22 protein-coding genes are annotated in these 26,381 nt (G+C 64.1%); 5 read left to right on the top strand and 17 right to left on the bottom strand.

Annotation, left to right across the window (positions count from 1 at the left end; all coding sequences use genetic code 11):
• Positions 1–204: 204 nt before the first annotated feature.
• From KHN93_RS03210 to KHN93_RS03175, 8 genes are all read right to left on the bottom strand, one after another.
• Complete coding sequence (locus tag KHN93_RS03210; protein WP_211921974.1) at positions 205–1,146, bottom strand: hypothetical protein; 942 nt, start codon at positions 1,144–1,146, stop codon at positions 205–207.
• Entirely contained in the window at positions 1,143–3,056 is a 1,914-nt protein-coding gene (locus tag KHN93_RS03205; protein WP_425600167.1) for an ORC-CDC6 family AAA ATPase, read from the bottom strand. The genes KHN93_RS03210 and KHN93_RS03205 overlap by 4 nt, the downstream gene beginning before the upstream one ends.
• Positions 3,053–4,297, bottom strand: a complete 1,245-nt coding sequence (locus KHN93_RS03200) for a metallophosphoesterase family protein (RefSeq protein WP_211921969.1) — start codon at positions 4,295–4,297, stop codon at positions 3,053–3,055. Before KHN93_RS03200 ends, KHN93_RS03205 begins: the two co-directional genes overlap by 4 nt.
• 10 nt (positions 4,298–4,307) lie before the next feature.
• Complete coding sequence (locus KHN93_RS03195; RefSeq protein ID WP_244812239.1) at positions 4,308–5,033, bottom strand: DNA adenine methylase; 726 nt, start codon at positions 5,031–5,033, stop codon at positions 4,308–4,310.
• A gap of 185 nt (positions 5,034–5,218) precedes the next feature.
• Positions 5,219–7,906, bottom strand: a complete 2,688-nt coding sequence (aceE, locus tag KHN93_RS03190; RefSeq protein WP_024937855.1) for a pyruvate dehydrogenase (acetyl-transferring), homodimeric type — start codon at positions 7,904–7,906, stop codon at positions 5,219–5,221.
• Between the two features lie 399 nt (positions 7,907–8,305).
• Entirely contained in the window at positions 8,306–9,307 is a 1,002-nt protein-coding gene (locus tag KHN93_RS03185) for an arabinogalactan endo-1,4-beta-galactosidase (RefSeq protein ID WP_211921965.1), read from the bottom strand.
• 996 nt (positions 9,308–10,303) lie between these two features.
• Positions 10,304–11,626 carry an XVIPCD domain-containing protein gene (locus KHN93_RS03180; RefSeq protein ID WP_211921963.1) on the bottom strand — a complete coding sequence of 441 codons (1,323 nt, stop codon included), beginning with the start codon at positions 11,624–11,626 and terminating at the stop codon, positions 10,304–10,306.
• Positions 11,623–12,222 carry a hypothetical protein gene (locus KHN93_RS03175; RefSeq protein WP_065048411.1) on the bottom strand — a complete coding sequence of 200 codons (600 nt, stop codon included), beginning with the start codon at positions 12,220–12,222 and terminating at the stop codon, positions 11,623–11,625. Before KHN93_RS03175 ends, KHN93_RS03180 begins: the two co-directional genes overlap by 4 nt.
• Positions 12,223–12,519: 297 nt before the next feature.
• Here KHN93_RS03175 and KHN93_RS03170 point away from each other — a divergent pair, with 297 nt between their 5' ends.
• The 4 genes from KHN93_RS03170 (at position 12,520) to KHN93_RS03155 (ending at position 16,180) form a co-directional block, all read left to right on the top strand.
• Positions 12,520–14,469 (top strand): SpoIIE family protein phosphatase, encoded by a 1,950-nt coding sequence (locus tag KHN93_RS03170; RefSeq protein WP_244812238.1) that lies wholly within the window; start codon positions 12,520–12,522, stop codon positions 14,467–14,469.
• Positions 14,469–14,900, top strand: a complete 432-nt coding sequence (locus KHN93_RS03165; protein ID WP_005923812.1) for an ATP-binding protein — start codon at positions 14,469–14,471, stop codon at positions 14,898–14,900. Before KHN93_RS03170 ends, KHN93_RS03165 begins: the two co-directional genes overlap by 1 nt.
• The gene (locus KHN93_RS03160) at positions 14,897–15,316 is read left to right on the top strand and encodes an STAS domain-containing protein (protein ID WP_005923815.1); all 420 of its coding nucleotides are present in this window, start codon (positions 14,897–14,899) and stop codon (positions 15,314–15,316) included. The genes KHN93_RS03165 and KHN93_RS03160 overlap by 4 nt, the downstream gene beginning before the upstream one ends.
• A 240-nt stretch (positions 15,317–15,556) precedes the next feature.
• Positions 15,557–16,180, top strand: coding sequence for an HAD-IA family hydrolase (locus KHN93_RS03155; protein WP_211921961.1), 624 nt, complete (start codon positions 15,557–15,559; stop codon positions 16,178–16,180).
• A gap of 150 nt (positions 16,181–16,330) precedes the next feature.
• Here the strand turns inward: KHN93_RS03155 and KHN93_RS03150 are convergent, their stop codons facing one another.
• The 9 genes from KHN93_RS03150 to mdcA all read right to left on the bottom strand — a co-directional run bounded on the left by KHN93_RS03150 (position 16,331) and on the right by mdcA (position 25,315).
• The gene (locus KHN93_RS03150; RefSeq protein WP_065032179.1) at positions 16,331–17,050 is read right to left on the bottom strand and encodes a GntR family transcriptional regulator; all 720 of its coding nucleotides are present in this window, start codon (positions 17,048–17,050) and stop codon (positions 16,331–16,333) included.
• 79 nt (positions 17,051–17,129) lie between these two features.
• Positions 17,130–18,485, bottom strand: coding sequence for an SLC13 family permease (locus KHN93_RS03145; RefSeq protein ID WP_039523211.1), 1,356 nt, complete (start codon positions 18,483–18,485; stop codon positions 17,130–17,132).
• An 87-nt stretch (positions 18,486–18,572) separates the two neighbouring features.
• Positions 18,573–19,493: a malonate decarboxylase subunit epsilon gene (gene mdcH, locus KHN93_RS03140; RefSeq protein ID WP_104601134.1), complete on the bottom strand. Its 921-nt coding sequence runs from the start codon at positions 19,491–19,493 to the stop codon at positions 18,573–18,575.
• 178 nt (positions 19,494–19,671) lie between these two features.
• The gene (mdcB, locus tag KHN93_RS03135) at positions 19,672–20,514 is read right to left on the bottom strand and encodes a triphosphoribosyl-dephospho-CoA synthase MdcB (RefSeq protein ID WP_211921959.1); all 843 of its coding nucleotides are present in this window, start codon (positions 20,512–20,514) and stop codon (positions 19,672–19,674) included.
• Between the two features lie 320 nt (positions 20,515–20,834).
• Entirely contained in the window at positions 20,835–21,476 is a 642-nt protein-coding gene (gene mdcG, locus KHN93_RS03130; protein ID WP_211921956.1) for a malonate decarboxylase holo-[acyl-carrier-protein] synthase, read from the bottom strand.
• Positions 21,477–21,478: 2 nt separating this feature from the next.
• A complete protein-coding gene (mdcE, locus tag KHN93_RS03125; RefSeq protein WP_211921954.1) occupies positions 21,479–22,183 on the bottom strand; it encodes a biotin-independent malonate decarboxylase subunit gamma in 705 nt (234 codons plus the stop codon).
• Positions 22,174–23,076 (bottom strand): biotin-independent malonate decarboxylase subunit beta, encoded by a 903-nt coding sequence (locus KHN93_RS03120; protein WP_212579589.1) that lies wholly within the window; start codon positions 23,074–23,076, stop codon positions 22,174–22,176. Before KHN93_RS03120 ends, mdcE begins: the two co-directional genes overlap by 10 nt.
• A gap of 265 nt (positions 23,077–23,341) precedes the next feature.
• The gene (gene mdcC, locus KHN93_RS03115; RefSeq protein WP_016902872.1) at positions 23,342–23,659 is read right to left on the bottom strand and encodes a malonate decarboxylase acyl carrier protein; all 318 of its coding nucleotides are present in this window, start codon (positions 23,657–23,659) and stop codon (positions 23,342–23,344) included.
• 9 nt (positions 23,660–23,668) lie between these two features.
• The gene (mdcA, locus tag KHN93_RS03110; RefSeq protein ID WP_024937871.1) at positions 23,669–25,315 is read right to left on the bottom strand and encodes a malonate decarboxylase subunit alpha; all 1,647 of its coding nucleotides are present in this window, start codon (positions 25,313–25,315) and stop codon (positions 23,669–23,671) included.
• A gap of 193 nt (positions 25,316–25,508) precedes the next feature.
• Here mdcA and KHN93_RS03105 point away from each other — a divergent pair, with 193 nt between their 5' ends.
• Entirely contained in the window at positions 25,509–26,051 is a 543-nt protein-coding gene (locus tag KHN93_RS03105; protein WP_102583299.1) for a PadR family transcriptional regulator, read from the top strand.
• The last annotated feature ends 330 nt before the right edge of the window (positions 26,052–26,381 follow it).

Here is a 26,381-nt window from a genome sequence, read left to right as displayed (position 1 = left end):
ACATTCGTCTTCATCTACAGCAGCAGCGAGCCTTTGGCCACGACGCCTTCCGCGCAATGGTCGAAGTCAAGACCCACAGCTTTGCGGGTATTAGGCCCGCTCATCGGCCACGCAAACCGAACACCGCCGACTGATAAGTTAACCTGAGCCCGTTATTTCGAGTGATAAGTCAACCTGACCCCGTTAATTCAGATTCGCTAAAAATTATATCCTAGATACAATAACTTTCATCCCAACTGTGAACTTGGATGCTAGGTGGTCATCCACGGGTAGATCTGTGTCACCCGTGGCATGCCAAACACCTACGGAAGGACTGACTATCGCAGCCATTAAACTGGCAGCAACAAAGATTTTTGGACCAAATGGAAGAATAACTAGATTTGAAGAGCTAGAATGATCGAGGGCCAATAGCGACAACCTGGATAGTAGCTCGGCCGGAGCATCAACTCGATACCTGAATAGCCTGGAATTTCGATCCGCCTGCTCAACTAGCTGCCGATTGTTTGCCATGACTTCAGTGTCGTACTGATCGATTGGAGATTCAGGGAAGAACACCCAATTATCAACCGCATCGAAATACTCATGAGCACCTTCGGCTTTAGCGGCTTCGTAGCCTAGCCCGAGAATCAAAGCAGTGGACGCAGACGGATCACTCGGCCACCCAGCGAAGCGCGGAGATAGCGGGCTGATAAATTCGTTGCGAATGGAGGTTGCAGGCGGCGGTGTAAAGTTAGCTATGACATATCCAACTGTCAGTTGAATTTCACGGGCACCTTGGCAAGAGGAAAATAATGCGTCAAAGAATCCGGCCATATCACGCCGCGTCATGCAACTAATATCAACAAAAAGTCTCAGTGGATCCTTGTCAGCAAATGAAGACATTAGCACTGAAAGTTGCTGAGGCATTGTATCTGCCTCGACAATCTCGGCCATTGGCAGTCTTCGACGCACCTCAGCCGACAGATCCGCATGTGCAAGAGTTTCATTTCGCCTTATTAAGACCCACACTTTTGCCTTAGAGCCGATAAACCTGTCAGGAATGGCCCAAGCGCGACTCTCGCCTGTGACCGCCAAGATATTTAGATCATTTAGCTCAAAATTTCCCGGCACCACATCTTCCGCTCTTGCTATAAAGTATCTATTCACAACAACTTCCCTTGCCTCGGCGACGAATCGAGATTAATGCGCGAATCAGACGGAGCCTGGCTCTCCCCAGGGCTAGCAAAGCTTACGTCAAACAGCTCCCCCCCCTTGATGGCACCACTTAGCGAGCGCTCTTTGGTACTGCGCAAAGGCAACTGATACCTCGGCGCTAAACGATAGCTAATCCTAACTCGCGCATCGACCAAGGACGGAGCACCGTGCGCTTGCCCAAGGGGCGCAGCAACACCGCTTCGCATGATAACGAGCGCGCCGAGATCAATGCACAGCTTGATGTAGTCCCCGTAGCGATGCAGGGCTTTTGGGTCCAGCTTAAACGACAACGCCGGATCGCCGCTAAAAGCCTTTCTATAGAGGGTAGACTCCAACTCCTCCCCCAGCGCATCTATAAAATTCATTAGCGTCCAATTCTGAGCAAGCGAAGATACACCAGTAGGATAAACTGTGAGCTTCGATACAAACTGATTGGTATAATCTTGCAGAGCAGCGGACTGTACACCCTGGCTTCTGAAATCGCTTCCTGAGAGGCTGGAGCTCGCACGAAGCAGGTCAACGAGTGTGAGAGTCCACCGTGGATTTCCCTCGGCTAGATCCAAGAGATTTGGATAGCCAAAGTATGCCTCTCCGCTTTTCCTACCACCCTTCCGTTTTGAAGCACCATCGCTGAATCTCTCAACTTCTCGGTCCCTCAGGTAGACCAAGGGAGTGATCTTCCTAACGTAAGTTCCTACGCCTGAAGCATCCGAGATGGGGGGGTTGCAAGGGTCGACCTTACGACGATCCATTTCCTCGCGGAACGACTCATCCTTCCCATATAGACTAACAAATGCTTCAATGCGAGCTCGACGCATCGACTCCGTCTGATCTCCAATTCGATCATCATCATCGCCACCAAGCCGGCTTAATCCAAGCAATCGACTTAAATCTTCCCCACCACCATTTCTAGCCAGCGCCTTAACAAAAAGTTTCTCTGAAAATGCTCGCGCGTCCTTGCTCTTCTCGTACCACAGCGGAATAGCACGATAATCATTTTCAGGACTTGGGGCCCCATTATCTCCAGAGAACATCAGATCTGTACCTGTCGGGCTGAGCGCGAGCTTGAATTTGATCGACGGATCAGTTGAACGGAGAGCCTGCACCACTCCATGAAGAATTTCGGATGGAACAATCTCCAGCTCGTCTAGTAGAATTGCCCACCGTTGCTCGGGGCGACCCAGTACGCTGTTGACCGTCTGTATGGCCAGTACAATATTGTCAAGCCAGGTCGACGACATGAATCGATTAACTGACAGTATGTCAGACCATGTACAGCCGCTTTCTGACATCGCGGCTAAATGACCTATTTCTTGCTGCCTCGCTCTCAGCGCGGATTTCAAGCCCAGGAAAGACGGAACTCCGATTTTCAAAAACCATGTCGAAGCCAATTGCGAAACTACGTCAACTTCCTGATTTCGCTCAAGCGGAAAGAATACGTTCGGAAGAAATTCCTGGTATTTTTCCCAGCCTCTGACGCAGGCCTCAATTGCTCCAACTAGAGCGATACTTGTCGCAATTGAGAAAGCGGCCTCCATGTAGTACTTCCTCACCTGTGCTGGCAACGCGCTAAGACGCGCCTCAAGCTGCCTCGCCCATCTAACGTCGGCGGGCACGAACACTCCAATGAATTTTATTGGATCTTCGTTATGCGCTGTGGCCCAGGCCGCGTAAGAGTCAGGGGTCAGCATTCGAAGCAACGTGGTTTTCCCGCTTCCCCTAGGCCCCTCTAGAACACAATGTGAATCGCTTAGCAGCATTTCAAAGGCAGCTGGCGCTATAAACCCCTCAGCTACATCAGCGTCTTTCAAATCACGTGCATTAAATACGCTCGCGCCTCCAAAATTCTCCTTCCCGCTCATTTTATCCTCCCAAATGCAATGTCCGCGGGAAAGCTATGGTCTTCCAGCCAGGTAAACTCCCCCCCGAGTGCCTCTACGAGAGATCTAAGCATCTCCAGCTGGCCGGGCATTATGTACCGGAGCTCAGGAAGAGCGTCTACGAGCTCAGCCCACTTAAGGTAGGGCTCGGCTGCTGTGCTTATTTTAGTTGATATGTTATGAGCTAACTGATGAAGATCGACAGGGGGGAATGAGAACCCCGATCCACTCGGAACGCCATGCGAGGTTTTTTCCGCAACAACCCAGTGGTGATCAATCCAAGAGAGAGAGGTGACCGTTCCCTTAAGAGTCGGCATGGCTCCCTGCGGAATCTCTATGTCAATCATGTAAGCCTGCTGCCTAGTGTAGACAGCAGCTACCGATCTCGCGAGATCTGCCCCGAGACTCCCCGCGGCAAAAACTATTGGCTGGAAGCCTGCGCCTTGCGCCATGACTACGCGACCATCATGTTTATGTCCATGCACAACAAGCCAGGGACGGCAGGATTTGTTCAGTATATTTATTAACTCGGGGCCGTTGTACATTGGAATTCTCCCGAGATCATAGTTTGGCGACTCATGACTTATTGGCGGGTGATGCAGAACAGCAATAAAAATCTTAGCACCACAATCAGCGATCTTTTGCTTAATCTCCGAGCCGAGCCGCCTAATTGCAGAATCACCTATCCTACCGCGCTCGAATTCGTTCTCTCTGGTGGTTGGGTGAAAGTGACTTGAATTAATCAACAACAAGAGAAGATCTCCGTCATCGATAAATTCATATCCTTTGCCCCAGTAGACCATGTCCCGATCCACTCCATTCCAAATAGAGCTTGGGTATCCGTCAAGGTCCTGCAATACGCCTATAGGATCAATTGCGGCCTCTACATTGCCCGCTCGATCATGGACCTCGTCGAAGACTCTTGAGCTTACCTCATGATTTCCAGTTGCAGTTATGAGATGGCGTGCACTCACTGCTTCCTTTAATTCGTTCAATCGCCCCCAGCCCTCGCGAAGGGCTTCGGCAGAAGCTTTGTCCGTGATATCCCCCGGACAGATGATGTAGTCTGCTTTGATTTGTGCGTCTTGCACATACCTAATCAGAGATTCCATCGGATCATACTGCGCCTGCCCTCGACTGGTCACCTCGGGCCGTATCTGCGAGTTTTCATGTTTTCGGTAGTGCAGGTCAGAAACAACGACAAACTTTATGGAACTGGACATCATGCCCCCCCTAATAGTTCCTAACGAGAATCTCCGCAGCAGGCTTCCTTCCCTTCACAAAGCCACTGACATTACGAGGAACCTGAAGCGCGAATATGTTCCAATCCGAAAGAGCTGCGCGCACTGTTTCCGTATCTGCATAGGACATAAGAATTTTCGCACCTCGGCGCGACGCGCGCCTAAGCGCAGAATCCAGCCTATCAATATCATTCTCCAGAAATGATCCTTTTCCATACTCGCCACGATCCCGCGCGCCTCTTCCCGCATATGGAGGATCGAGATAGATAAAATCTCCCCTCCCTCCCATTGACACAATTTCTTCAAAATCGTCGCAGTGAATATCGGCCATCTTAAGCCGATCAGCAAGGGCTGCCAGCTCGCTCTCCGAGGGCATGCCGGGCACGCGGCTTCCCCTGGGAACGTTAAAATTTCCCTGGCGATTCGTCCGATATACGCCGTTAAAGCAAAGCCTATTGAGATACAAAAATCTCGCCGCCCGATCTTCAGTCGCCATATCCAGGGGATTAAGTGAGCGCACTTTGTAGTAAGTGTCCTCCTCCAATCCCCAAGCACTTGCCAGGCGAGCAACCATCCGAGGGCGCCATCGGACCATTTTGTAGAAGTGTATCAACTCAGGATTTATGTCTCCAACTATCGCGCGCGTCGGCGGCAGGCTCAGCCATAACGATAGAGATCCACAAAAGGGCTCGATGTATCGAGAAAATTTACTTGGCATATGGGAGTGGAGCTCAGGCAAGAGCTTCCGCTTGCTCCCGGCCCATCTTATTGGCGAATTTATCGAATCGAAGTTCTGCATCTTCTCGCACCTTCCGCAACCGTAGGCTACTTCAGATCGCGCCAGGGTGGCACAAATAATGAGGCCCCCTATGTGGGGGCCTCTTGATGATGATAGCTAGTCAATCAAACCCCTACAGGATTCGCCTTCTCAGGATCAATCTTGTATTGCTTGATCGCCCGGGCCACATCCTTGCCCGTCATCTTGCCATCCTTCGCCAGCGCGGCAATCGCTGCATGCGCGATGTAGTAACGGTCGACCTCGAAGAACCGGCGCAGGTTTGCACGCGTATCCGAACGACCGAACCCATCCGTGCCGAGCACGGTGTAGGTCATCGGGACGAAGGCGCGGATCTGGTCGGCGAAGGCGCGTACGTAGTCGGTTGCGGCGATGGCCGGGCCCTGGCGGCCTTCCAGCAGCTGGGTGACGTAGGGCTTGCGCTGTTCGGCCTCCGGGTGCAGGCGGTTCCAGCGTTCCACGGCGTAACCGTCGCGGCGCACTTCGTTGAGGCTGGGGCAGGACCAGATGTCGGCGGTGACGCCGAAGTCCTTGTCCAGCAGCTCGGCCGCGGCAATGGCCTCGCGCAGGATGGTGCCGCTGCCCAGCAGCTGCACCCGCAGCTCGCCCTTCTTGGGCTTGCCGGCGTCCTTGAGCAGGTACATGCCCTTGATGATGCCCTCGGCTGCGCCGTCCGGCATGCCGGGGTGGGCGTAGTTCTCGTTCATCAGGGTGATGTAGTAGTACTCGTCGATCTGGTCTTCCATCATCGCCTTCATGCCGTGCTGCATGATGACGGTGACTTCGAAGCCGAAGGTCGGGTCGTAGCTACGCACGTTCGGGATGGAGCCGGCAATGACCTGGCTGAAGCCGTCTTCGTGCTGCAGACCTTCGCCATTGAGCGTGGTGCGGCCGGCGGTGCCGCCGAGCAGGAAGCCCCGCGTGCGCATGTCCGCTGCCTGCCAGGCGATGTCGCCCACGCGCTGGAAGCCGAACATGGAGTAGTAGATGTAGAACGGCAGCATCGGCACGTCGGACACCGAGTAGCTGGTGCCGGCGGCCATCCACGAGGCGATGGCGCCAGGCTCGCTGATGCCCTGCTGCAGCACCTGGCCGGTCTGGTCTTCGCGGTAGTACATCAGCTGGTCGGCGTCGACCGGCTTGTACTTCTGGCCGAACGGGGCATAGATGCCGATCTGGCGGAACATGCCTTCCATACCGAAGGTGCGCGCCTCGTCGGCCACGATCGGCACGATGCGCGGGCCCAGTTCCTTGTCGCGCAGGGCGATGTTGAGGCTCTGCACGAAGGACATGGTGGTGGAATAGCTGCGCTCGCCGCTGTCCTTGAGCAGGCGCTCGAACTTGTCGAGCGTGGGCGCGACGAACGACTTGCTGGCCTTGGGACGGCGCGAAGGCAGGAAGCCGCCCAGCACGTTGCGGCGCTCCTTGAGGTACTGCACTTCCGGGGAATCTTCGCCGGGGTGGTAGAACGGCACCTGGCCGTCTTCCAGCTGGGCGTCGGTCACCGGGATGTTGAAGCGGTCGCGGAAGTGCTTGACCGCCGCGTCGTCCAGCTTCTTGGTCTGGTGGGTGGGGTTGAGCGCCTCACCGGCCGAACCCATGCCGTAGCCCTTGACCGTCTTGGCCAGGATCACGGTGGGCATGCCCTTGGTGTTCACGGCCTGGTGGTAGGCGGCGTACACCTTGTGCGGGTCGTGGCCGCCACGGTTCAGGCGCCAGATGTCGTCGTCGGACAGGCCGGCGACCATGGCCGCGGTCTCCGGGTACTTGCCGAAGAAGTTGGCGCGCGTGTAGGCGCCGCCGAAGGCCTTGCAGTTCTGGTATTCGCCGTCGACGGTTTCCATCATCAGCTTGCGCAGCACACCGTCGGTGTCCTTGGCCAGCAGGGCGTCCCAGTAGCCGCCCCAGAGCAGCTTGATGACGTTCCAGCCGCCGCCACGGAACACGCCTTCCAGCTCCTGGATGATCTTGCCGTTGCCGCGCACCGGGCCGTCCAGGCGCTGCAGGTTGCAGTTGACCACGAAGATCAGGTTGTCCAGGCCTTCGCGGCCGGCCAGCGCGATGGCGCCGAGGGTTTCCGGCTCGTCGCTCTCGCCGTCGCCGATGAAGCACCACACCTTGCGGTCGGACTTCTCGATCAGGCCGCGGTTTTCCAGGTAGCGCATGAACTGCGCCTGGTAGATGGCGGCCAGCGGGCCCAGGCCCATCGACACAGTGGGGGTCTGCCAGAACTCGGGCATCAGCCACGGGTGCGGGTAGGAGGAGATGCCCTGGCCGTCCACTTCCATGCGGAAGTTGTCCAGCTGGGCTTCGCTGATACGGCCTTCCAGGAAGGCGCGGGCGTAGACGCCCGGGGCGCTATGGCCCTGGATGAACAGCAGATCGCCCGGGTGCTGGTCGCTGGGCGCGCGCCAGAAGTGGTTGAAGCCCACGTCGTACAGCGTGGCGCTGGAGGCGAACGAGGCGATGTGGCCGCCCAGGTCGCCCGGCTTGCGGTTGGCCCGCACGACGGTGGCCATGGCGTTCCAGCGGATGATCGAGCGGATCTTCCACTCCAGCGCGGAGTCGCCGGGGTTCTTGGCCTCGTTGGCCGGTGCGATGGTGTTGACGTACTCGGTGGTGGGCGAGAACGGCAGGTAAGCGCCGGCGCGGCGGGTCTGTTCGACCATGCCTTCCAGCAGCTGATGGGCGCGCTCCGGGCCTTCGACGTCGATGACGGCCTTGATCGATTCGAGCCACTCCTGCGTCTCAAGCGGGTTCGGATCGTTGTGCAGCACTTCGTTCAACCAGTTCATTAGCGCTCCCGGGGGGACACACCCCGCGGGTGTGTCGACATCGTGAATTCGTGAACCCCCAAGTGTACCGCACGCACCTGTTGCCATTCCTCGCTACGGGTGCGTATGGAATGGGACGGTGTCGTGCGCGGGTGGGGTACCGATGCCGGCTGGGACGACGATCCGGTGCAGCGGGCGCTGCCGGTATACGACCAAAGGATAAGGGCCACCGGCCGGAATGGACCGACGCGCATACCCGTAGGAGCGCACCCGGGCGCGAGAGGCGTTACCGGCAAAGCCCGGTCGCGCCAGGCATGGGGGGGGGCGCCTGGCGCCCTGTAGGAGCGCACCTGGGCGCGAGGGGCGTTACCGGTAAAGCCCGTCGCGCCCGGGTGCGCTCCTACGGTGGTTAGGGGGTGGTCAGAACGCTTGTAGCGCTTCGGTCAGCTGGCCGTTGTTGTTGACCGCGCCCATGGTGTAGCCCTGCCAGCCGGGGTAGGCGTTGGGTTCCCAGTAGAAGATGCCGAGCACGCGCGATCCGATGGCGCTGCTGCGGCTGAGCAGGTTGGTGAGCATGGCGCGGGTGGTGGCGGCCTGCTGCCAGTCCATGCCGACCTCGGCCACGATCACGTCGCTGCCGTAGCGGGAGATCATGTCGCGCATGTTGGTGTCCAGGCGGTTGTTGTAGTCCTGCCAGCTGCCGACCGGCGGGTAATGCGACATGCCGATGACGTCCCACTTGCCGCCGGCCGAGCGCAGGTTGTCGAAGAACCAGCGGAAGTTGGCGTTGTCGTAGCCGTTGGCCAGGTGCACGATGACCTTGGCGTTGGGGTACACCGCCTTGGTGGCGTTGTAGCCGCTGTTGATGAACTGGCCCAGCGTGGCGAAGTTGGGCGTCTTGCCCTCGTTCCACAGCATGCCGCTGTTGATCTCGTTGCCCACCTGCACCCAGCTGACGGTGATGCCATTGTCCTTGAGGTATTTGAGGATGCCCTGGGTGTGGCTGTAGACATCGGTATTGAGCTGGGCGACGGAGTGGCCCGCCCAGGCGGACGGCTTGGTCTGCTTGCCGGGGTCGGCCCAGCTGTCGCTGTAGTGGAAGTCGATCATGATGCGCATGCCCTGTGCAGCGGCGCGCTTGGCCTTGTCCAGGGTGTCACGGCCATCGTTCCAGCCGCCGGACGGGTTGACCCACACGCGCAGGCGGATGGCGTTGCCGCCCACATCCTTGAACAGCTTGATGAAGTCGGTGGTGTTGCCGGCCGCATCGCGAAACACCTGCGGCGGGTTGGCCGCGGCCTGCTGGTTGAGCCAGCTGACATCGGCGCCCTTGGCGATGCCCTGCGCGCCGGCGCCGGCGCTGAGGCCACCCAGCAACAGCACCAGCAGCAAACGGTGGTACCCCTTGCGAAAAACGTGCATGAACCCTCTCCCTTGATCGATGGATGTCGCGCCACGTGGCGCCCTGCCTGATCCCCCTGAACTCGCCGCGTACCTGTGGCGATGCGGCGCTGCCCGCGGCGGCCAGACACGCCGCGAAACGGTGGCGATTGCAGCACGGCGGCGCAATGCGGTCGCGCTCGCTATAGCTGCTGCGTGGTTGCGGCATATCTCGCGGCGGCAAACACCTTGCGCCAGCGAACTGGCGATATTTTCGCCAGCGCATTGTTGTGCGGGTGCAACAGAAAACCGGTGCGATAGTGCGCAGCGGGTCTGCGATTGGACATCGGTCGCTGAGGTGACAGGCGTGGTCGACTGTTACGGCAGCACAAGCAGACCTGGGCTCGATGCGATGCGACGCGACGCGATGACGCGCTACCAGCTTCCCGGCACCGGGGCGCGTTGCTGGAAGCACATACCATCGTCGTACGCACGCCGCTCACCGCTCACCGCTCACCGCGCGCAGCGGCTGCGGCTGTGACTGCGGCTGCGTGGCTGTGGCTGTGGCTGTGGCTGTGGCTGTGGCTGTGGCTGATTCTGAAACGACACCCCTGGCTCGATCACCGTCACCGGCGCTCCGCGGCAAGCTGAGATTCCAGCTCGACAGCAGCAGTCCGACGGGTGAAGACTGCCCGCCTTCCTGCTGCCCTGCCCGCTCGGCGCACTCGACAAGCTCGCGTCCGTAGATGGGCAGCGGCCGAACGAAAAACGCCGAACAAGCCGGCGTTTTTCTGTGCACCATGCGATGGCGGCAGTTGGCGGATCGAAGCGCCGCCGCGTCAGCCCTGCGGGTCGGGCGCAGTCACCGCATCAAGCGCGACTACCAGCCCATAGCGAGCGGCCGTCAGATGGTGCGGCTGGCGCGCCCGCCACCGCAGTGCAGGCGTGGTCCATGCCGATTCCGGACAACGGCTGCGCCCACCTGAAGGCTGCGCAGCCGTTTTGTCGGCTGCCCAACGCCACGCATGCATAACGCACTCAGCCCAGCGCGCGTGCGCTCTGCTGTTGTTGCTGGGTCTGGGTTTGCTGCTGCTCCAGCGCCACCGACTGGCGTGCGGCATTGTCGACCACGCGCTGGCTGCTCTGCTCCAGCGGGGTGTTCATCGCGGTCATGGTTTCCACGCTGACACGCAGCTGCGCGGGGTCGTCCACGCGGCCCTGCACGGCGAAGGTGCGTGCGGCATCGGGGCTCATCATCACCGCGTCGATGCGCTGGCCGCCAGCGGCGTGCATTTCCGAGGCGAGCGAGCCGGACAACTGGGCGCTTTGCTGGTCGGACGCGCGCCCTGCACGTGCGTCCTGTGCGTGCACGCCACGCTGCGCGTCCTGGAACAGGGCGTTGCCCACATGCCCCGGCTGATCGATACGCAGCGAGGTGTGCTCGTTGCCGTGCTCGCGCGCGTCGCGCTTGGCAGGCTCGCCCGGAGCGAGCGGGCCGCGGATGGCATCGATGGCGTCCTGGCCGAGCCCGCGACCGCTGCGGCTAATGACGGTGATGCCGGCGCGGATCTGATCCAGATCGGTGCGGTACTCGTTGATCATGCGCTTGTTCGTTTCCGCAAGCGTGCGCGCACCTGGATCGCTGAGGACGGAACCTTCCTTCAAGAAATTGTCGAGTTTGTGCGCGCCTAACGAGGTTCCTGCAGCGAGCACCGGAGAATCCGGAATCAGAAAGTTCGCTCTGCTATTGCTGTAACCGGCGTGACCGAGCGTACTGATCTCATCCGGCTTTGCGTAGATGCGCACCTGGCCGAAATGCGGCGACGCTGCACTCACCGGGTCGGATGCCATCACATGGTTCACCATGTTGTTACCGCCCTCCGGGATCCGATAGGACAGGCTGGCCGCACCATACGAATTGAAGGTCTCGCCCTTGAGGTCGTAGTGATGTGCGGAGATCTGCGCGAGCGCACCACCGAGCGAATGACCCGTCATCGTCACTTCCGGTTGGTGCCCGGTCCGGTTGCCGTAGTCCTTTGCGTAGTCGAGTGCATGCTTGGTCAGCGCCAGCGCATCGTCGGCTTGCGGGTTGTGACGGCTGCGCACCATTGATGCATCGGTCAGGATGTCATCGATCTTGCCCTCGGTGCCGCGATGCGCGACAACGATCTCACCAGTGCTTTCACGGCGATAGATCGTGCCCTGATAGCCGGTAGCCTTGTTGTCGACATGCTCCAGGATGGCGTACTTCTCGTTTCCGACCGGAACCAATTCCTCATGACCCGGCGCACGCCGTCCAACCGCGTGATTCTTATACGTATCCTCGGACAAGTCGGCGTAGTGCTGCGATGGGACGGTCATGGCGCAACTTCCTTGGCAGCCAATGTGATGGTGAAGAGATTGTCGCGAATTTCCGGCTTGAACTTGTCCGGGCTCAGCTCACCGGTGTCCGGAAAGCTCTTGGACTCCGAGCGCGGATACCCTTCCTTCCAGTAGTACTTCGTCTGCGGCTGCTGCGCAGTCACCGTCTTGCCTTCGATAAACGACAGGAAGCGGGTCTCTTCCTCTGCACCGGTGGCCTTCAGCAGCACGCTGGCACCGCTGAATTCCCAATGGCAGACGCCGCGACCGTAATAGTCCTCGTCCTGCATCAGGTCCAGATAGACGGTGCCGCGGTACTCGGTGTCGGAGATCTTCTTGAGTGCGAAGTCTTCCTGGCTGGTGATGCGCCCGGCGGTGCCGGTTTCGGGCTGGATCTTGCCGCATTCGGCTTCGTTGCTGACGTCGTACTGCGCCGCGCCCTGCACCAGGCCGAAGGCGCCGGGCGCCTTGTCCAGCGTCAGCGTGACCTCGTAGGCCTTGCGCGGGTTGGGATTCAACTTGGCAAGGCCGCGGCCACCGGCCTCGACGTCGGCTACTGCGGCGGCCTCGGTTGCGGGGGATTGGGTCTGGGTCATGCTGGTCTCCGGGGCGTTACAGGCCGTAAGCAAAAGGGCCAGCAGGCTCGGGGTCAGAATCTGGCGCAAGGCCGGCCTCCATGGCGATAGGGGGAGTCAATCTAGTTTGCTTGACCCGCTGGGGTCAATTTACGGCAGCTGAGGATGAGGCGGCCGTGAGCCGGTTGCCGGCGGCCGCAAAACTGCCATGATCGGGGCCATCCGCCGCCACGGAAGCGCGCCATCGCCACGGGCCCCACATCGCCAGCCGACAGCGTGGCCGTCACCCCGCGGGTGCACTGGCGGCACAGCCTGCGCATGCGCGTGTTGCTGGCCGCCACCGCGGTGCTGGTGGTGTTGCTGGCGTTGCTGGGCACGGTGTTCTACCTGGGCGCACGCGCCGAGCTGGTGGAGGCGGCGCGCACCGAGGTGGATGGCCTGACCGAGCAGACCGCGAGCAGCCTGGCGGCGATGCTGGACTCGGTGCAGGTGAGCGGCCGCACGCTGGCGGCCAGCAGCAGCGCGGTGGGGCTGCAGCCGTTCAATCTGCGCGCGCTGTTGCTGGCCACGCTCAGCGGTGACCCGGATATCGGTGCGGCGCGGTTGATCATCGAGCCGCGCACGCAGAAGGCGCGCGACACCGGGTTTGTCTGGTACGTGCATCGCGACGGCACGCGCGTGCTGGAGAAATCGGTGCAGGACCTGGGCTACGACTACCGCGCGATGCCGTGGTATCTGCGCACCCAGCGCGAAGGCCGCGCGTGGTGGTCCGAGCCGTACCTCAACGCCAATGGCGGCAATGCGCTGTACACCAGCTACAACCTGCCGTTGCGCCGGCCGGGCGATGCGGTGGATGCCGCGCCGGTGGGGATGGTCAGCGTGGACCTGCCGCTGCAGCACCTGCGCGAGATCATCGACCAGCTGCCGCGCGACAACGGCATCCAGCCGATGCTGCTGTCGCCCGAAGGCATGCTGGTGTTCAGCCCCGACCCGGCGCTCAACCTGCGTTACACGCTGGAGCGTTACGTGGCGCATTCGCGACCGGATCTGGCACCGTTGCAGCGCGCGGTGGCGGCGGGCCAGCCGATCTCGTTCGCGCACACCGCGCCGGATGGCGAGCACTTTTTGACCCACAGCGCGGCGGTGGGGCGCAGCGGCTGGACCTTCGTGCTGTCCGCCTCGGAAGGCTATGTGCTGGCGGGCCTGAACTGGCTGGCCGCGTGGGTGGCGCTGGCGGCGTTGCTGGGCGCGGTGGTGTGGTGGTGGCTGATGGGGCGGATCACGCGCAAGCTGACGCGCCCGATCGAGGAATTGACCGATACCGCCGAGCACTTTCGCCGTGGCGAATTCGCATACCCGCTGCAGCACATCGAACGCCGCGACGAGGTGGGCGTGATGGCGCGTGCGTTCGACAGCGCGCGCGATGCGATCCGCGACCACATCGCGCAGATCGGCGAGATGACCGCCGCGCGCGAGCGCATGCACAGCGAGCTGCAGATTGCGCGCGAGATCCAGCAGGCGATGCTGCCCTCCGGGCGCACCTTCGACCGCGCCAGTTCGCATCTGGAAACCTGCGCCTGGCTGGAGCCGGCCAAGGCGGTGGGCGGCGACTTCTACCACTTCGTCGAGACCGAGCCGGGGCTGCTGTGGTTTGTGGTGGGCGATGTGTCCGACAAGGGCGTGCCGGCCGCCCTGTTCATGGCGCGCGCGGTGAGCGTGCTGGAAATCGCCGCGCGCCGGCATACGCGCCCGGACAGCATCCTGATCGCCGCCTCCACGCGGCTGGCCGAAAACAACGACACCTGCATGTTCGCCACGGTGCTATGCGGGGTGATCAACGTGGTGAGCGGCGACTACTGGCTGGCCAGTGCCGGCCATGAGCCGCCGGTGCTGATCGATATCGACGGCAGCGCGCGGCCGTTGCCGCTGGACACCGGCGCGCCGCTGGGGATCGAGCCGCAGGTGGCCTACCCGGTGCTGCAGGGCCGCATGAGCGCCGGGCAGACGCTGCTGGGCTATACCGACGGGGTGACCGAGGCGATGGACGAGCAAGGGGCCAGCTATGGGCTGGAGCGCCTGCTCGGCGCCTTGCGGCCACGCCGCAGCGCGGCGGCGCAGTGCAAGGCGGTGATCGCCAACATCGCCCACTTCACCGGCCAGGCCGACCCGTACGACGACATCACCCTGCTGGCGATCCGGCTGCGCCAGGAGCATGCTGGGCGGGTCGCAGACGCTGGCCGGGACGCACCCGGAAAGGCAACGACCTGATGAAGCTCGACCTGGCCATCGCACCCTCGCTGGCCCAGCTGGCCGGCGCCAACGACGCGCTGGAACACTCGCTCACGCTGGAAGGCCTGCACGCCGAGCGCATCGGCCAGGTGCGGCTGATCGTGGAAGAGCTCGGCTGCAATGCGCTCACCCATGGCCAGTGCGCCGAGCAACCGCTGCGCCTGCAACTGCAGCTGGACCCGCAGGCGCTGGTGCTGGAGATGCACGACCCCGGCAGTGCGTTCGACCCCACCACCGCCGCGATGCCGGACCTGAGTGCCGAGCTCGACGAGCGCGCGATCGGCGGGCTGGGGCTGTTCCTGGTGCATCAGTTCGCCGATCACATCGACTACCGCCGCGATGGTGCATACAACGTGGTGCGCGTCACCCTGCTCCACCCGTACGCCCCCGTCCCCGAGGCACTGTCATGACCACGCTCGCCATTCAGATCGACCCGCCGCAGGACACCCGTCAACGCGTCATCCTGACCGGGCGCCTGGACACCCACACCTACCAGGATCTGGACGCGGCGCTGTCGCCGCTGCTGGGCACCCTGATCACCACGCTGGTGCTGGACCTGACCGCGCTGGAATACATCTCCAGCGCCGGCATCCGCTGCATCTTCAAGGCGCGCAAGGCGCTGGCCACGCGCCAGGGCAAGGTGCTGGTGACCAACCCGCAGCCGCAGATCCGCAAGGTCTTCGACATGGTCAAGGCGGTGCCGCTGAGCGATGTCTTCGCCTCCACCGAAGAGCTGGATGCCTACCTGGCGGCGATGCAGCGCAAGGTCATCGAACAGCATGCGCAAGGCGATACGCCGATCGTGCCGCATTTCGCCGAGGCCTGAGCGCGGCCAGCGCCGCACCGCGAACAGGCGCCGGCTGGATGTAGACGGCGCGCTCGGCAGAAGGACACGCGTGGTACATGCCGACCCCGGCATCGGACGTGCGCCTGCCTGGCGATGCGCGCAGTGGTTGTGCCGATCGCGTTGCGGTGTCACCTCGCCTGTGCGCACATTGGTGGCGTGTCTGCGTACGGCGCGTGTGCAGCAATGGTTAGGCTATGACGCCCTGATCCCCGCGTTGCGATGCCCAAGCTGATCATCTTCGATTTCGACGGCACCCTGGCCGACTCTTTCGGTTTCTTTCTGAGCACGCAGCGCGTACTGGCCCAGCGGCACGGCTTCCGCGCTGCGCAAGCGCATGAAGTGGACGCCGCACGCCGCCTGAGCACCCGCCAGCTGCTCAAGCAATCGGGCCTGAGCAGCTGGCGCATCCCGCTGGTGGCTGCCGACTTCATCCGCCTGATGCGCGCCGCCCCACCGATGGCCTTGTTCGACGGCATTGCCGAGGTGCTGCAGGCCCTGCACGCCCGCGGCACCCGCCTAGCCCTGGTGTCGTCCAACTCGGTGGAGAATGTGCAGCGCGCGCTGGGCGAGGAGCTGAGCGCGAAGTTCGCAGTGATCGACGGTGGTGCGCATCTGCTGGGCAAGCAGCGCGCCTTGCGTCGCGTGTTGCGCAGCACCGGGCATACCGCAGCGCAGGCGGTGTACGTGGGCGACCAGGTCGCCGACTGGGAGGCGGCGCAAGTGGTGGGTCTGCCGTTTGCTGCGGTGGCCTGGGGCTATGCGCATCCGGAGGCGTTTGCGGCATTGGCGGGGGCGCAGTTGATCGAACGCGTGGATGACTTGCTTGCGTTGGGCGGGGAGTAGGCGGCGGGGATTGGAGATTTGCAGGAGCAAGAAGCTTCCCGGTGCTGCGTGCGCACCTACCCTCATCCGCCCTTCGGGCACCTTCTCCCGATGGGAGAAGGGATGTGCGATCTCGGTGCGCGTGGTGATGCGCCCGGACAGCGCCGACTTCTAGACCCCACCCACCCTCGGTAATGGCGCCGGCACGTTCAACATGCCGCCCGCTGCCACGTACGCCGCCAGGGCCTGGCCCTGGCTCAGCAGATGCCCGTGCATCGTGCGCTCTGCGCCTTCGGCGTCACCGCGGCGTACGCATGCCATCAGCTCGCGGTGCTCGGCCAGCGACTGCGCCATGCGCCCGGGCGTCAACAGCTGCCGGCCGCGGTGCATCTTGAGGATGCGGTGCAGATCGTGGGTGACGCGGATCAACCACGGATTGCCGGCGTACTGCTGCACGGTCTCGTGGATCAGGTAATTGTTGCGGTAGTACTCGGCCAGGTCGCCAGCGGTGGCGGCGGCTTCCATTGCCGCGTGCAGCTCTTCCAGGCGTTGCACGCCGGCCACGTCGATGCGCTTGACCGCATCGTGGGCGCAGCGGCCTTCCAGCATCGCCATCACCGGGAACAACTGGTTGAGGTCTTCCAGCGTCAGCCGCGTGACCCGGCTGCCGCGGCCGGCGTCCAGCTGCACCAGGCCTTCGGCGGCGAGCAGCTTGAGGCTCTCGCGCAGCGGGGTGCGGCTGATGCCGAGTTCCTCGGCCAGCGCCGGCTCGTCGATCCATTCGCCCGGCGGCAGCGCGTAGTCATAGATCTTCTGGCGCAGGCGCTCGGCCACTTCCTCGTACAGCGGTACGCGCTTCTTGGCGTTGCGCGAATCAGGGGCGAGGGTCATGGCAGGCGGGTCGTCGATGCTGGCGTGGGGGCGCCCATTCTACCGGGGCGCCCCAATGCCCTGCCGGACGCGGGCCGGATCACAGCCAGCCCGGCACCACGAACAGCAGCCAGGCCACCAGCGGCCCCAGCAACACCACCAGCCCGCTGTAGACCAGGAAGCGGCGGAACAGCGCGTCGCGCTCTTCCTTGGCGGCCGAGGCCACCACCAACGCACCGTTGGTGGAGAACGGGCTGACATCGACGATGGTGGACGACACCGCCAGCGCGCAGATCACCCCGGCCGCACCGAGCTGGCCCTGCATCAGGAACGGCACCGCCAGCGGGATGGTGGCGCCCAGCACCGCCGCCGACGAGGCGAATGCGGAAACGATGCCGCCGACGTAGCAGACCAGCAGCGCCCCCAGCAACGGCATGCCGATATGCGACACGCCGGTGCCGATGTAGTCCACCGCACCGGCCTTTTCCAGCACCGCCACATAGGTGACCACGCCGCTGATCAACAGCACCGTGGACCAGCTGATGCCGTCCACTGCGCCCTTCTGCGCGCTGGGCGAGATCAGCGCCAATGCCACCGCCACGGTGATCGAGACCAGGCCGACGTTGAGGTTGTAGACCAGCGCGGCGACGCCCAGGCCGAGCAGGCCGACCAGCGTGATCACCCGATCGCGCGTGATGGCGACCGCCTCCAGCGCCAGCGGATTGGTCGACAAGGTGCCGCCACCGGCAGCCACCAGCGAACCATGCCCTTCGATCGCGAACGGGCGCTTGGAAGCCTGGTCGTCGGCCACCGCCACATACTGCGCATCGGCCAGCGACACCTCCTGACGGCGCATCAGCTTGAGCCCGCCGAAGGCGCAGAAGCAGATGATCGCCATCATCAGGTTGAAGCCAAGGCTGGTGAGGAACACCGCCATTTCGGTGACGTCCAGCCCGGCCTTTTCCACCACCTTGTTGGTGATGCCGCCATACACGCTGATCGGCGAAAAGCCGCCGCCCTGCGCGCCATGGATCACCAGCAGGCCCATCATCAAGGGATTGATGCGGTACTGCTTGGCAAAGCGCAGCGCCACCGGGCCGATGATGGCCACCGCCGCCGGCCCGAGCGCACCGAAGGCGGTGAGCAGGCCGGTGATGACGAACATCACCCAGGGAATGGCGACGATGCGCCCGCGCACCGCGCGCACCGCCCAGTGCACCAGCAGATCGATGGTGCCGTTCTTCTGCGCGATGGCGAACAGATAGGTGATGCCGACCAGGGTCAGGAACAGGTCGCCCGGAAAGCCGGCCAGCACCTCCTTGCCGTCCAGACCCACCCACACGCCACCGATGATGAAGGCCAGCGCGAAGGCCACCGCGCCCATGTTGATGGGCAATGCGGTGGCGACGATGAACATGATCACCAAGCCAAGAATCGTTGCAATTTGCGGGGTCATGCGCCCTCCCAGACACCTGATACGCGTACAGCACGGATGGCCACCCGCCACCCAAGGGTCACGCCGTGTGCAGCACCTGCTCGACCGTCATGCCGCACGCTCGCATGCGGCGTTGACCCACTCGACCACCCCGTGGGTGCTCTGAAATTCGTCGACCGATCGCGCTTCGCAGTCCGGCACGCGCTCGCGCGCCATGCGCGCCAATGCGCTGCCTGGCCCCAGTTCGAGAAACACCCGCGCGCCGCGTTCGGCAGCCTGCACCAGCACCTCGGACCAGCGCACGGTCTGCGCGATCTGTGCGGCCAGCGTGTCCACCACCAGGGCCTGCGTGGTGACGGCACGCGCATCGATGCCGGCCAGCACACGCAGCCTGGGCGCCTGCACGGCCGCATTGTTCAATTCGACGGCGAAGGCGTCGGCAGCCGCCCGCAACCACGGCGTATGCGCCGGCACGCTCACCGGCAACGGCGTGACGCGTGCGCCCTGCGCCTGCGCTGCATCGCCCAGTGCCTGCAGCGCCGCCTGCGGGCCACCGAGCACGGCGTGGTCGTCGCCATTGACGATGGCGATGGCCGCGCCATGCGTCCGGCACAGCGCCTCCAGCGTGCGCAGCGGCAGGCCGAGCACCGCCATCAAGCCGGCATGTTGCGGGCTGGCCGCGTCCATCAGGCGCGCGCGGGTGGCAGCCAGCTGCAAGCAGGTGGCGATCTCCATGCTGCCGGCCACCGCATGCGCGGCCAGCTCGCCGACGCTGTAGCCCAGCACCAGCACCGGCGTGGGCAGCTGCGCACGCAGCACCTGCCAGTGCGCCAAGGTGCCGGCGCAGACCAGCGGCTGTGCGATGGCATTGGTGTAGCGGGAGTTGTCTGCCGCCAGCGTTTGCGCCGAGGCGCCAAGCACCTCGCTCGCGGCAGCGATTACCTCGGCCGCGGCAGGCGCATCGGCAACCCGCGCGAACATCGCGGCGTGCTGCCCACCCTGGCCGGGACAGAGCACGGCCAGGCTCATGCGATGGCCTGCTTGCAGAACATGCTGTGCCTTGTGCGAGCGTGGCCCTCATTCGCGCTGCGGGCATTTTGTTCCGTGACCAGGACAAGCAGGCCGTTCACTGAGACAGTGCGACGGGCCGCGCCGCCACACGCCTGCGTGGACGTTGCCCTCGCAGCTGCCAGTGCTCGACACAGGCTCATGCCGTCTCCTGACAGTGCAGGAACCAGGCACAGGCCAGCAGATCGGCGCTGCCGCCTGGGCTCAGGCGACGTGCGACGAATTGCCTGCCGATGGTGTGCAAGCATTCGCGCCACTGCGGATGCGCGATGCCACCATCGGCCAGAAACGCGTGCGCCTGCGCCTTTGCGTAAGCCAGCCCGTCTTGCCCGCCGCGGTGCAGCAGGTTGAGATCGTCGACCTCGGCAACCAGGTGCATCAAGGTCTGCGCCAGTGCGGCCTCGCGCGTGGCGCCGCGGTTCAGTGCGCTACGCAGAGACGGCAGTGCGATCTCGCGCAGCAATGGATACCCGACCGCGGCCTGTTCGCGCACGCCACTGATCCGGAACGCCGCGCGCACGCGCTGGCCATTGCTGCGTGGATCTAGCGGCGCGGCCTGCAATGCATCGCGCCAGACCTGCACCGCGCTGCAGACTGCTTCGCCGGCAGGGGCATGCCCATGCACGGCACGCAAGCGCGCCGCCTGCGCAGTGAGCAGGCCCAGGCTGAAGATCGCACCGCGGTGGGTATTGATGCCGCCGGTGGCGCGCAGCATCGCCGCTTCGGCCGCGATGCCGAGCTGGCGCAATTGCTCGAACGGCGCGTTGTCGATACCGGCCTGTGCAATCGCGACGAAGTAGCAGCGCAGGGCGAACAGGCTGCGCAGGAATGTCGACGCGTCCATATCGGCATGGCTGCCGCTGTCGAACGGCGTGACCAGGCCGGGCTTTGGCGCGCAGCCGAGTTCCGCATGCAGGGCGGCGACCGCCAGCCGACCCAGCCGATGCGCCAGTGCGCTGGCAGTGCCGGCTTCAGGATGCAATGCGTCTTGCCGGGCTGCACTGTCTTGCAGCTCGCCATGCGTGCATGCAGTGCGCGATGACGCATGCACGCGGTTCGAACCAGCGCCTGCGCGCGCGAGGCGCAGTAGCGGCTGCGGCGGTACGTCGTGCGCCGCTGCCGGTGTCGGTGCGAGCGTCGATTCACGATCGGCACACACCTGGCGCGTCGATTGGCTGGCAGCATCAACCAGGGATGGTGCGATGCCCGTTTGTTTGGCTCCTGTCACTGGCCGCTGCCGCCCCACCGCGTTGCAAGGCGTCACGGAGCGCCTGGCATCGGCAGTGCGTTCGACCAGCGTGCTCATGCCGCGCTCCACACCGGAAACAGCGCGCTGCGCGGCAGCAAGCGGCAGCTGTTGGGGGACTTCACCAAGACCTGTTGCGCGCTGCCGGCGTACTCGCGCCAGTTCACCGCGGTGTCGTCGGGCAGCAGCAGTTCGCCGTCTGCGCGCAGCCCGTGGCGCTGTTCCCAGCGCTGTAGCACTGTCACCACGGCCTGCGCCTGCTCGGGTGTGGTGATGGACCACAACAGGTCCAGATCCGATTGCGCGTGCACATACGCAAGCCCGGTCAGGGCCTGCCATGCGAAGCTGCCGAAGACGCGCGGCTGCAGCGCGTTGGCATTGCACTGGGTCAGCAAGGCCTGCAGTGCAGGCTGCATCGCGGCGGGTGCGGCTGCGATCACCGCGTCCAGCGCCAATGGCGCGGTGCTGCGCGCAACCTCGTCCAGGCCGGCGCTCAATGCCAGGCGCTGCTTGCCTTCGTCTGGCGGCAACGGCACGCCCAGCCGCAGGCTGCCGGGTGCCTCGCTACCATCGCCACGCGCCACCACTGCCGGCAGACCAGCGGCAAACCACTGCTGCAGCCGTGGCTGCGCACCCGGCGTCAGCGCCTGCCAGCGCACGTCGGGATGCAGCCACACCAGTGCGTGGCGGCCGGGCATGCTCAGCCCTCGCCCGCGGCCACGGCGGCAGCGACATCGCGCGCCAGGGTGCGCCCGCCACGCTGCGCGCCAAGTGCCCGGCGTTGATCGCCATCGCTGGGCGCGGACAGGGCATCGCGCAGCGCCTGCGCCAGATCGCCATCCCAGAGCGACTCCACCGCGCCCATGCGCACGTAGTTCTCCACGCCAGGCGCAAACACCGGCGAGCTCTTGCTCAGCGCCTGCAAGGTGTCCACGCTCTGCTTGGTGACGCGCGCCATCGCGCGCAGATCCATCACGCGGATCTGCGCATCCGGCAATGCGTGGATATGGTCGGCCATCAGACCGAACGACAGAAAGCCGCCGCTGACCGATTCGCCATACACCAGCGTGACCAGCCGCGCGCCGCGCTTGCGTGCCAGATCCAGCGTGCATGCCAGATGCGCGAAATAGCCGTTGATGCCGAGTAGTTCGTCGCGGCGCGCTAGCCGTTGCCCTGCGGTATCGGCCAGCATCACGATCGGCCGCTGCGGATGCGCGCGCGTGCTCGCCAACACGGTCGCCGCCAGTGCCAGCGCGTGGTCCACACCGACTTCCAGCTTGTTGGCGGTACCGATCACGGTGACCTCGCCCGCGGCCGTGGTGGCACTGCCGGTGAGCACATCGTCGTTGCGGGCGATGGCGTGGCCGAGCGGAAACAGCTGGTCCAGCAGTTGGCTCAGTTCCATGGCGTGCTCCGGTCGGCGGTGGCGGCGAGGAAGGCGTCGGTGTCCAGCAGCGGCAGGCGCTGCGCCTCGACAATGCCCTGCCGCTGCCAGATCTCCAGGCCGTCGCGGCAATCGCCGTAGGCGGCGATACGCGCGGACAACTGCTGCTGTGCAAGTTCCAGCGCCTGCAATGCGGCCTCGCCTTCCGGCTCGGCCAGCGTGTCCAGCGCCTGCACGGCGGCATCGGCGAATGCGGCGATGCGGTCGGCCACCAGCGTCTGCGCCTCGCCCAGCAGATAGCGGTGCTTGCCGCCGGTGACGCGCCACACCAGGGCACGGTCGCGCGCGTCGAACTCCTCCACACCGCGCACGGTTTCGATCACGTCCGGGCCGGACAGCGACAGGCGGCCTTCTTCGGACATGATCACCGCGCTGCAGCAGCGCGCCACGATGCCCATGCCGCCGAAGGCGCCGTTGCCGCTGCCGATCAAGGCCAGCACCGGCACGCCGGCGGCGCGCGTGTTCAAGGTGGCGCGCATGATTTCGGAGATGGCGATCAGGCCGGCGTTGGCTTCGTGCAGACGCACGCCGCCGGTGTCGAGCAGCAACAGCACTGCCGCCGGTTGCGTGGCGGCGGCGCGTTCGAGCAGGCCGGTGAGCTTGGCACCGTGCACCTCGCCGACGCCGCCGCCCATGAAGGCGCCTTGCTGCGCGGCGATCAGCACGTTACGCCCACGCAGCGTGCCTTCGCCGACGACGATGCCGTCATCGAAGGCGCCGGGCGTGTCCAGCTGGGCCAGATGCGGGCTGATCAGGCGACGGCGCGGACCGACGAATTCGCGGAAGCTGCCGGCATCCAGCACGCCATCGATACGCTCGCGCGCATCGGCCTCGTAGTAGCTGCGCTCGGCCATGGGAATGGTGGTGCTCATACGTATCTCCCAACGACATGCGTAGGAGCGCACCTGGGCGCGACTGAAGCGTTACCGGGAACGCCCGTCGCGCCCTGGTGCGCTCCTACAGCATCGCTGCGGTATGCCGGTTCGTTGTGGCTGCGCTCGGCACTATCGACAATGGTGCTCCCAACGACGCGCGTAGGAGCGCACCCAGGCGCGACTGAAGCGTTACCAGGAAAGCCCGTCGCGCCCTGGTGCGCTCCTACGGGGTGAGAGGGATAGCTCATGCGGCGGCTCCCTGCAGGACGTCCAGCGCCTGCTCCAGGCGCAGGCTCACCACCGCCGGCGTGGCGCCGACATCGTTGATGCTGATGCGCACATCGCGCAGCGGATGGCGCGCGGCGAAATCGTCCAGCACCGCCTGCCAGATGGTGCCGAACCCGCGCGCGGCGGTGAGGATCTCGATCTCCATCGCGCCGTCCAGCGGCACGCGCTCGACCAGCACTTCCAGGTTGCCGGAGGCGACCACGCCGACCAGCGCATGGTCCAGCCCGGCGCGTGCGCCATGCTGACCATCGAAGCGATACCGCAGGGTTTCCATGCTGTGCCCCTACCAGTTGCGAAAACGTTTCGGCGGGTCGTACAACCCACCGGACCAGCGCACCAGGTCCTTGACCGTGCGCGCGGCGAGCAGGTCGCGCGTGGCATCGCGTGGACGGATGCCCAAGTCTTCCGGCCGCTTGATGACGCCGCGATCGCGCAGGTTTTCCACCGCGCGTTTGTCGCGGCCCAGGCCGACGGCGGTGTAACCGGACACGCCACGGATGGCCTGCTCGCGCTCTTCGGCGCTGCGGCACAGCAACAGGTTGGCGATGCCTTCTTCGGTCAGCACGTGGCTGACGTCGTCGCCGTAGATCATCACCGGCGGCAGCGGCATGTTGGCGCGCTCGGCCAGCTCCCAGGCATCGAGCCTGTCGACGAAGGCCGGCGCCATGTGTTCGCGGAAGGTTTCCACCATCTGCACCACCAGCTTGCGTCCGCGCGGCATCTCGCCGGGGCGCGCCGCCTCGCGCCCGGCCTTGAGCCAGGCGTCGCTGGCGTGCCGGCGGCCGCGCGCATCCGAACCCATGTTGGGCGCGCCGCCGAAACCGGCGATGCGGTCGCGCGTGGCGGTGGAGCTGTTGCCCTGCAGATCGATCTGCAGGGTGGAGCCGATGAACATGTCGCAGGCATACAAGCCGGCGGTCTGCGACAACGCACGATTGGAGCGCATGCTGCCGTCGGCGCCGGTAAAGAAGATGTCCGGGCGTGCGGCGATGTAGGCCTCCATGCCCAGTTCCGAACCGAACGAATGCACCGAGTGCACGAAACCCGATTCGATCGCCGGGATCAGCGCCGGATGCGGATTGAGCGCCCAGTGCCGGCAGATCTTGCCCTTCAGCCCCAGCGATTCGGCATAGGTGGGCAGCAGCAATTCGATCGCGGCGGTGTCGAAGCCGATGCCGTGATTGAGCCGGTCCACGCCGTATTCGGCGTAGATGCCCTTGATCGCCATCATCGCCATCAGCACCTGGATCTCGGAGATCTGCGCCGGGTCGCGGGTGAACAGCGGTTCGATGTAGTTTGGCCTGGGCGCCTGGGTGACGAAGTCCACCCAGTCGGCCGGGATGTCCACGCGCGGCAGCGTGTCCACGATCTCGTTGACCTGCGCAATCACGATGCCGCCCTTGAACGCGGTGGCCTCCACGATCACCGGGGTGTCTTCGGTATTCGGGCCGGTGTAGAGATTGCCGTGGCGGTCGGCGGCCTGCGCGGTGACCAGCGCGATGCGCGGGGTCAGGTCGATGAAATAGCGGCCGAACAATTCCAGGTAGGTGTGGATGGCGCCGATCTCGATGCGGCCCTCGCCGACCAGCCCGGCCAGGCGCGCGGCCTGCGGGCCGGAGAACGAGAAGTCCAGCCGCTTGGCGATGCCGCGCTCGAATACGTCCAGATGCGCGGGCAGCGACAACACCGATTGCACCATGTGCAGGTCGTGTACGCGCGCCGGGTCCACCTCGGTGAGGCAGCGCGCCAGGAAGTCGGCCTGCTTCTGGTTGTTGCCTTCCAGGCAGACGCGGTCGCCGGGTTCGATCACCGCCTCCAGCAGCGCCACCACGTCGTCGGCGGCCACCACGCGCCCCTGCGGCGCCAGGGCTGCGGCGCGCTGCAGGCGCTGGCGCCGGCTTTCGGCCTGGGTGTCCCACTGTCGACTCATGCGTCTGCCTCACCGGGCCAAGCCCGTAATGTCGAAGTAATTACATCGTAATTATGGAGATCGACTGTGTCTAGCCGCGTTGCAGCATGGTCGGCAGGGATGACCAGGCCGGTCAGCCGGGCGACAGGCAGGTGCTTGCAGGCCAGCACGCTTCGATATATCTTTTCGCCATACTTCGATATATCGAATGACAATGCGCTCCCGCCACGACGACCTGCCGAGTGAGCTCGATCCATCCGCGGCGCCCAGTGCGACGCGCCGCGGCGGCGCCGGGCGCGCACGGCCGCTGGAACATGGCGACCTGCGCTTGCTGCTGCTGGCGCTGATCGAGCAACAGCCGCGCCATGGCTACGAGTTGATGCGGCAGATCACTGCGCTGTTCAAAGGCCTGTACACGCCCAGTGCGGGCGCCATCTATCCGGCGCTGGCGCAGCTTGAAGCCGATGGCTGGGTGCAGACCGCGCTGGACGAAGGACGCAAGCGCTACCAGGTCACAACCTCCGGCCGCACGCATGCGGCGCAGCACCGCGACGCACTGGATGCGGCGCTGGCCCGCACCCACCGCCGCGCGCGCGAGCTGATCAAGGCACAGACCCCGGCGCCGATTCGCGAGGCCATCCACCGCATCAAGCACGGCCTGTTTGCGCGGCACGGGCAATGGACGGATGCAGAAACCACACGCATTGCCGCGCTACTCAACGCCGCCGCTGACGGCATGGAGCGCGACGACGGCTGAGTACGCCCATCGCTGTGGTCCGAAGCCAACCGATACCGGTTTGAATGCGACTTGCGGCAGTGACGCGTCATCGCGGTGTTTGCGTTACGCGGCGTCAGTGGCATGCATGCATTGCTGTCCCTGCGCTGTTCTGCGATTTGATCAGTGTGTCGCTGCACGAAATCGACCTTGCTTGGTTGGCAGATGCACGCGGCTTCGCCCGTACCCGCATCCGCCCCTGCGGGGGCACCTTCTCCCGACGGGAGAAGGATGAGCAACACCCGCTTTTTTTCGCCACTTGGCTGGCCAGATCGTCATATCACCGTTTGCAGTCACTCCCCCGCCGCGCAT

The organism is Xanthomonas arboricola pv. juglandis (assembly GCF_905367715.1).
GTDB lineage: Bacteria > Pseudomonadota > Gammaproteobacteria > Xanthomonadales > Xanthomonadaceae > Xanthomonas > Xanthomonas arboricola.
Note: the sequence above shows the minus strand (reverse complement) of the source record. Positions and strands in the feature narration are given on the sequence as shown.

What these genes read in the sequence shown, in the direction of transcription:
- KHN93_RS03205 (WP_425600167.1), bottom strand. Translation starts at nt 3,056, where the DNA reads ATGAGCGGGAAGGAGAATTTTGGAGGCGCGAGCGTATTTAATGCACGT.
- KHN93_RS03200 (WP_211921969.1), bottom strand. Translation starts at nt 4,297, where the DNA reads ATGTCCAGTTCCATAAAGTTTGTCGTTGTTTCTGACCTGCACTACCGA.
- KHN93_RS03195 (WP_244812239.1), bottom strand. Translation starts at nt 5,033, where the DNA reads ATGCCAAGTAAATTTTCTCGATACATCGAGCCCTTTTGTGGATCTCTA.
- aceE (WP_024937855.1), bottom strand. Translation starts at nt 7,906, where the DNA reads ATGAACTGGTTGAACGAAGTGCTGCACAACGATCCGAACCCGCTTGAG.
- KHN93_RS03185 (WP_211921965.1), bottom strand. Translation starts at nt 9,307, where the DNA reads ATGCACGTTTTTCGCAAGGGGTACCACCGTTTGCTGCTGGTGCTGTTG.
- KHN93_RS03180 (WP_211921963.1), bottom strand. Translation starts at nt 11,626, where the DNA reads ATGACCGTCCCATCGCAGCACTACGCCGACTTGTCCGAGGATACGTAT.
- KHN93_RS03175 (WP_065048411.1), bottom strand. Translation starts at nt 12,222, where the DNA reads ATGACCCAGACCCAATCCCCCGCAACCGAGGCCGCCGCAGTAGCCGAC.
- KHN93_RS03170 (WP_244812238.1), top strand. Translation starts at nt 12,520, where the DNA reads ATGCGCGTGTTGCTGGCCGCCACCGCGGTGCTGGTGGTGTTGCTGGCG.
- KHN93_RS03165 (WP_005923812.1), top strand. Translation starts at nt 14,469, where the DNA reads ATGAAGCTCGACCTGGCCATCGCACCCTCGCTGGCCCAGCTGGCCGGC.
- KHN93_RS03160 (WP_005923815.1), top strand. Translation starts at nt 14,897, where the DNA reads ATGACCACGCTCGCCATTCAGATCGACCCGCCGCAGGACACCCGTCAA.
- KHN93_RS03155 (WP_211921961.1), top strand. Translation starts at nt 15,557, where the DNA reads ATGCCCAAGCTGATCATCTTCGATTTCGACGGCACCCTGGCCGACTCT.
- KHN93_RS03150 (WP_065032179.1), bottom strand. Translation starts at nt 17,050, where the DNA reads ATGACCCTCGCCCCTGATTCGCGCAACGCCAAGAAGCGCGTACCGCTG.
- KHN93_RS03145 (WP_039523211.1), bottom strand. Translation starts at nt 18,485, where the DNA reads ATGACCCCGCAAATTGCAACGATTCTTGGCTTGGTGATCATGTTCATC.
- mdcH (WP_104601134.1), bottom strand. Translation starts at nt 19,493, where the DNA reads ATGAGCCTGGCCGTGCTCTGTCCCGGCCAGGGTGGGCAGCACGCCGCG.
- mdcG (WP_211921956.1), bottom strand. Translation starts at nt 21,476, where the DNA reads ATGCCCGGCCGCCACGCACTGGTGTGGCTGCATCCCGACGTGCGCTGG.
- mdcE (WP_211921954.1), bottom strand. Translation starts at nt 22,183, where the DNA reads ATGGAACTGAGCCAACTGCTGGACCAGCTGTTTCCGCTCGGCCACGCC.
- KHN93_RS03120 (WP_212579589.1), bottom strand. Translation starts at nt 23,076, where the DNA reads ATGGCCGAGCGCAGCTACTACGAGGCCGATGCGCGCGAGCGTATCGAT.
- mdcC (WP_016902872.1), bottom strand. Translation starts at nt 23,659, where the DNA reads ATGGAAACCCTGCGGTATCGCTTCGATGGTCAGCATGGCGCACGCGCC.
- mdcA (WP_024937871.1), bottom strand. Translation starts at nt 25,315, where the DNA reads ATGAGTCGACAGTGGGACACCCAGGCCGAAAGCCGGCGCCAGCGCCTG.
- KHN93_RS03105 (WP_102583299.1), top strand. Translation starts at nt 25,509, where the DNA reads ATGCGCTCCCGCCACGACGACCTGCCGAGTGAGCTCGATCCATCCGCG.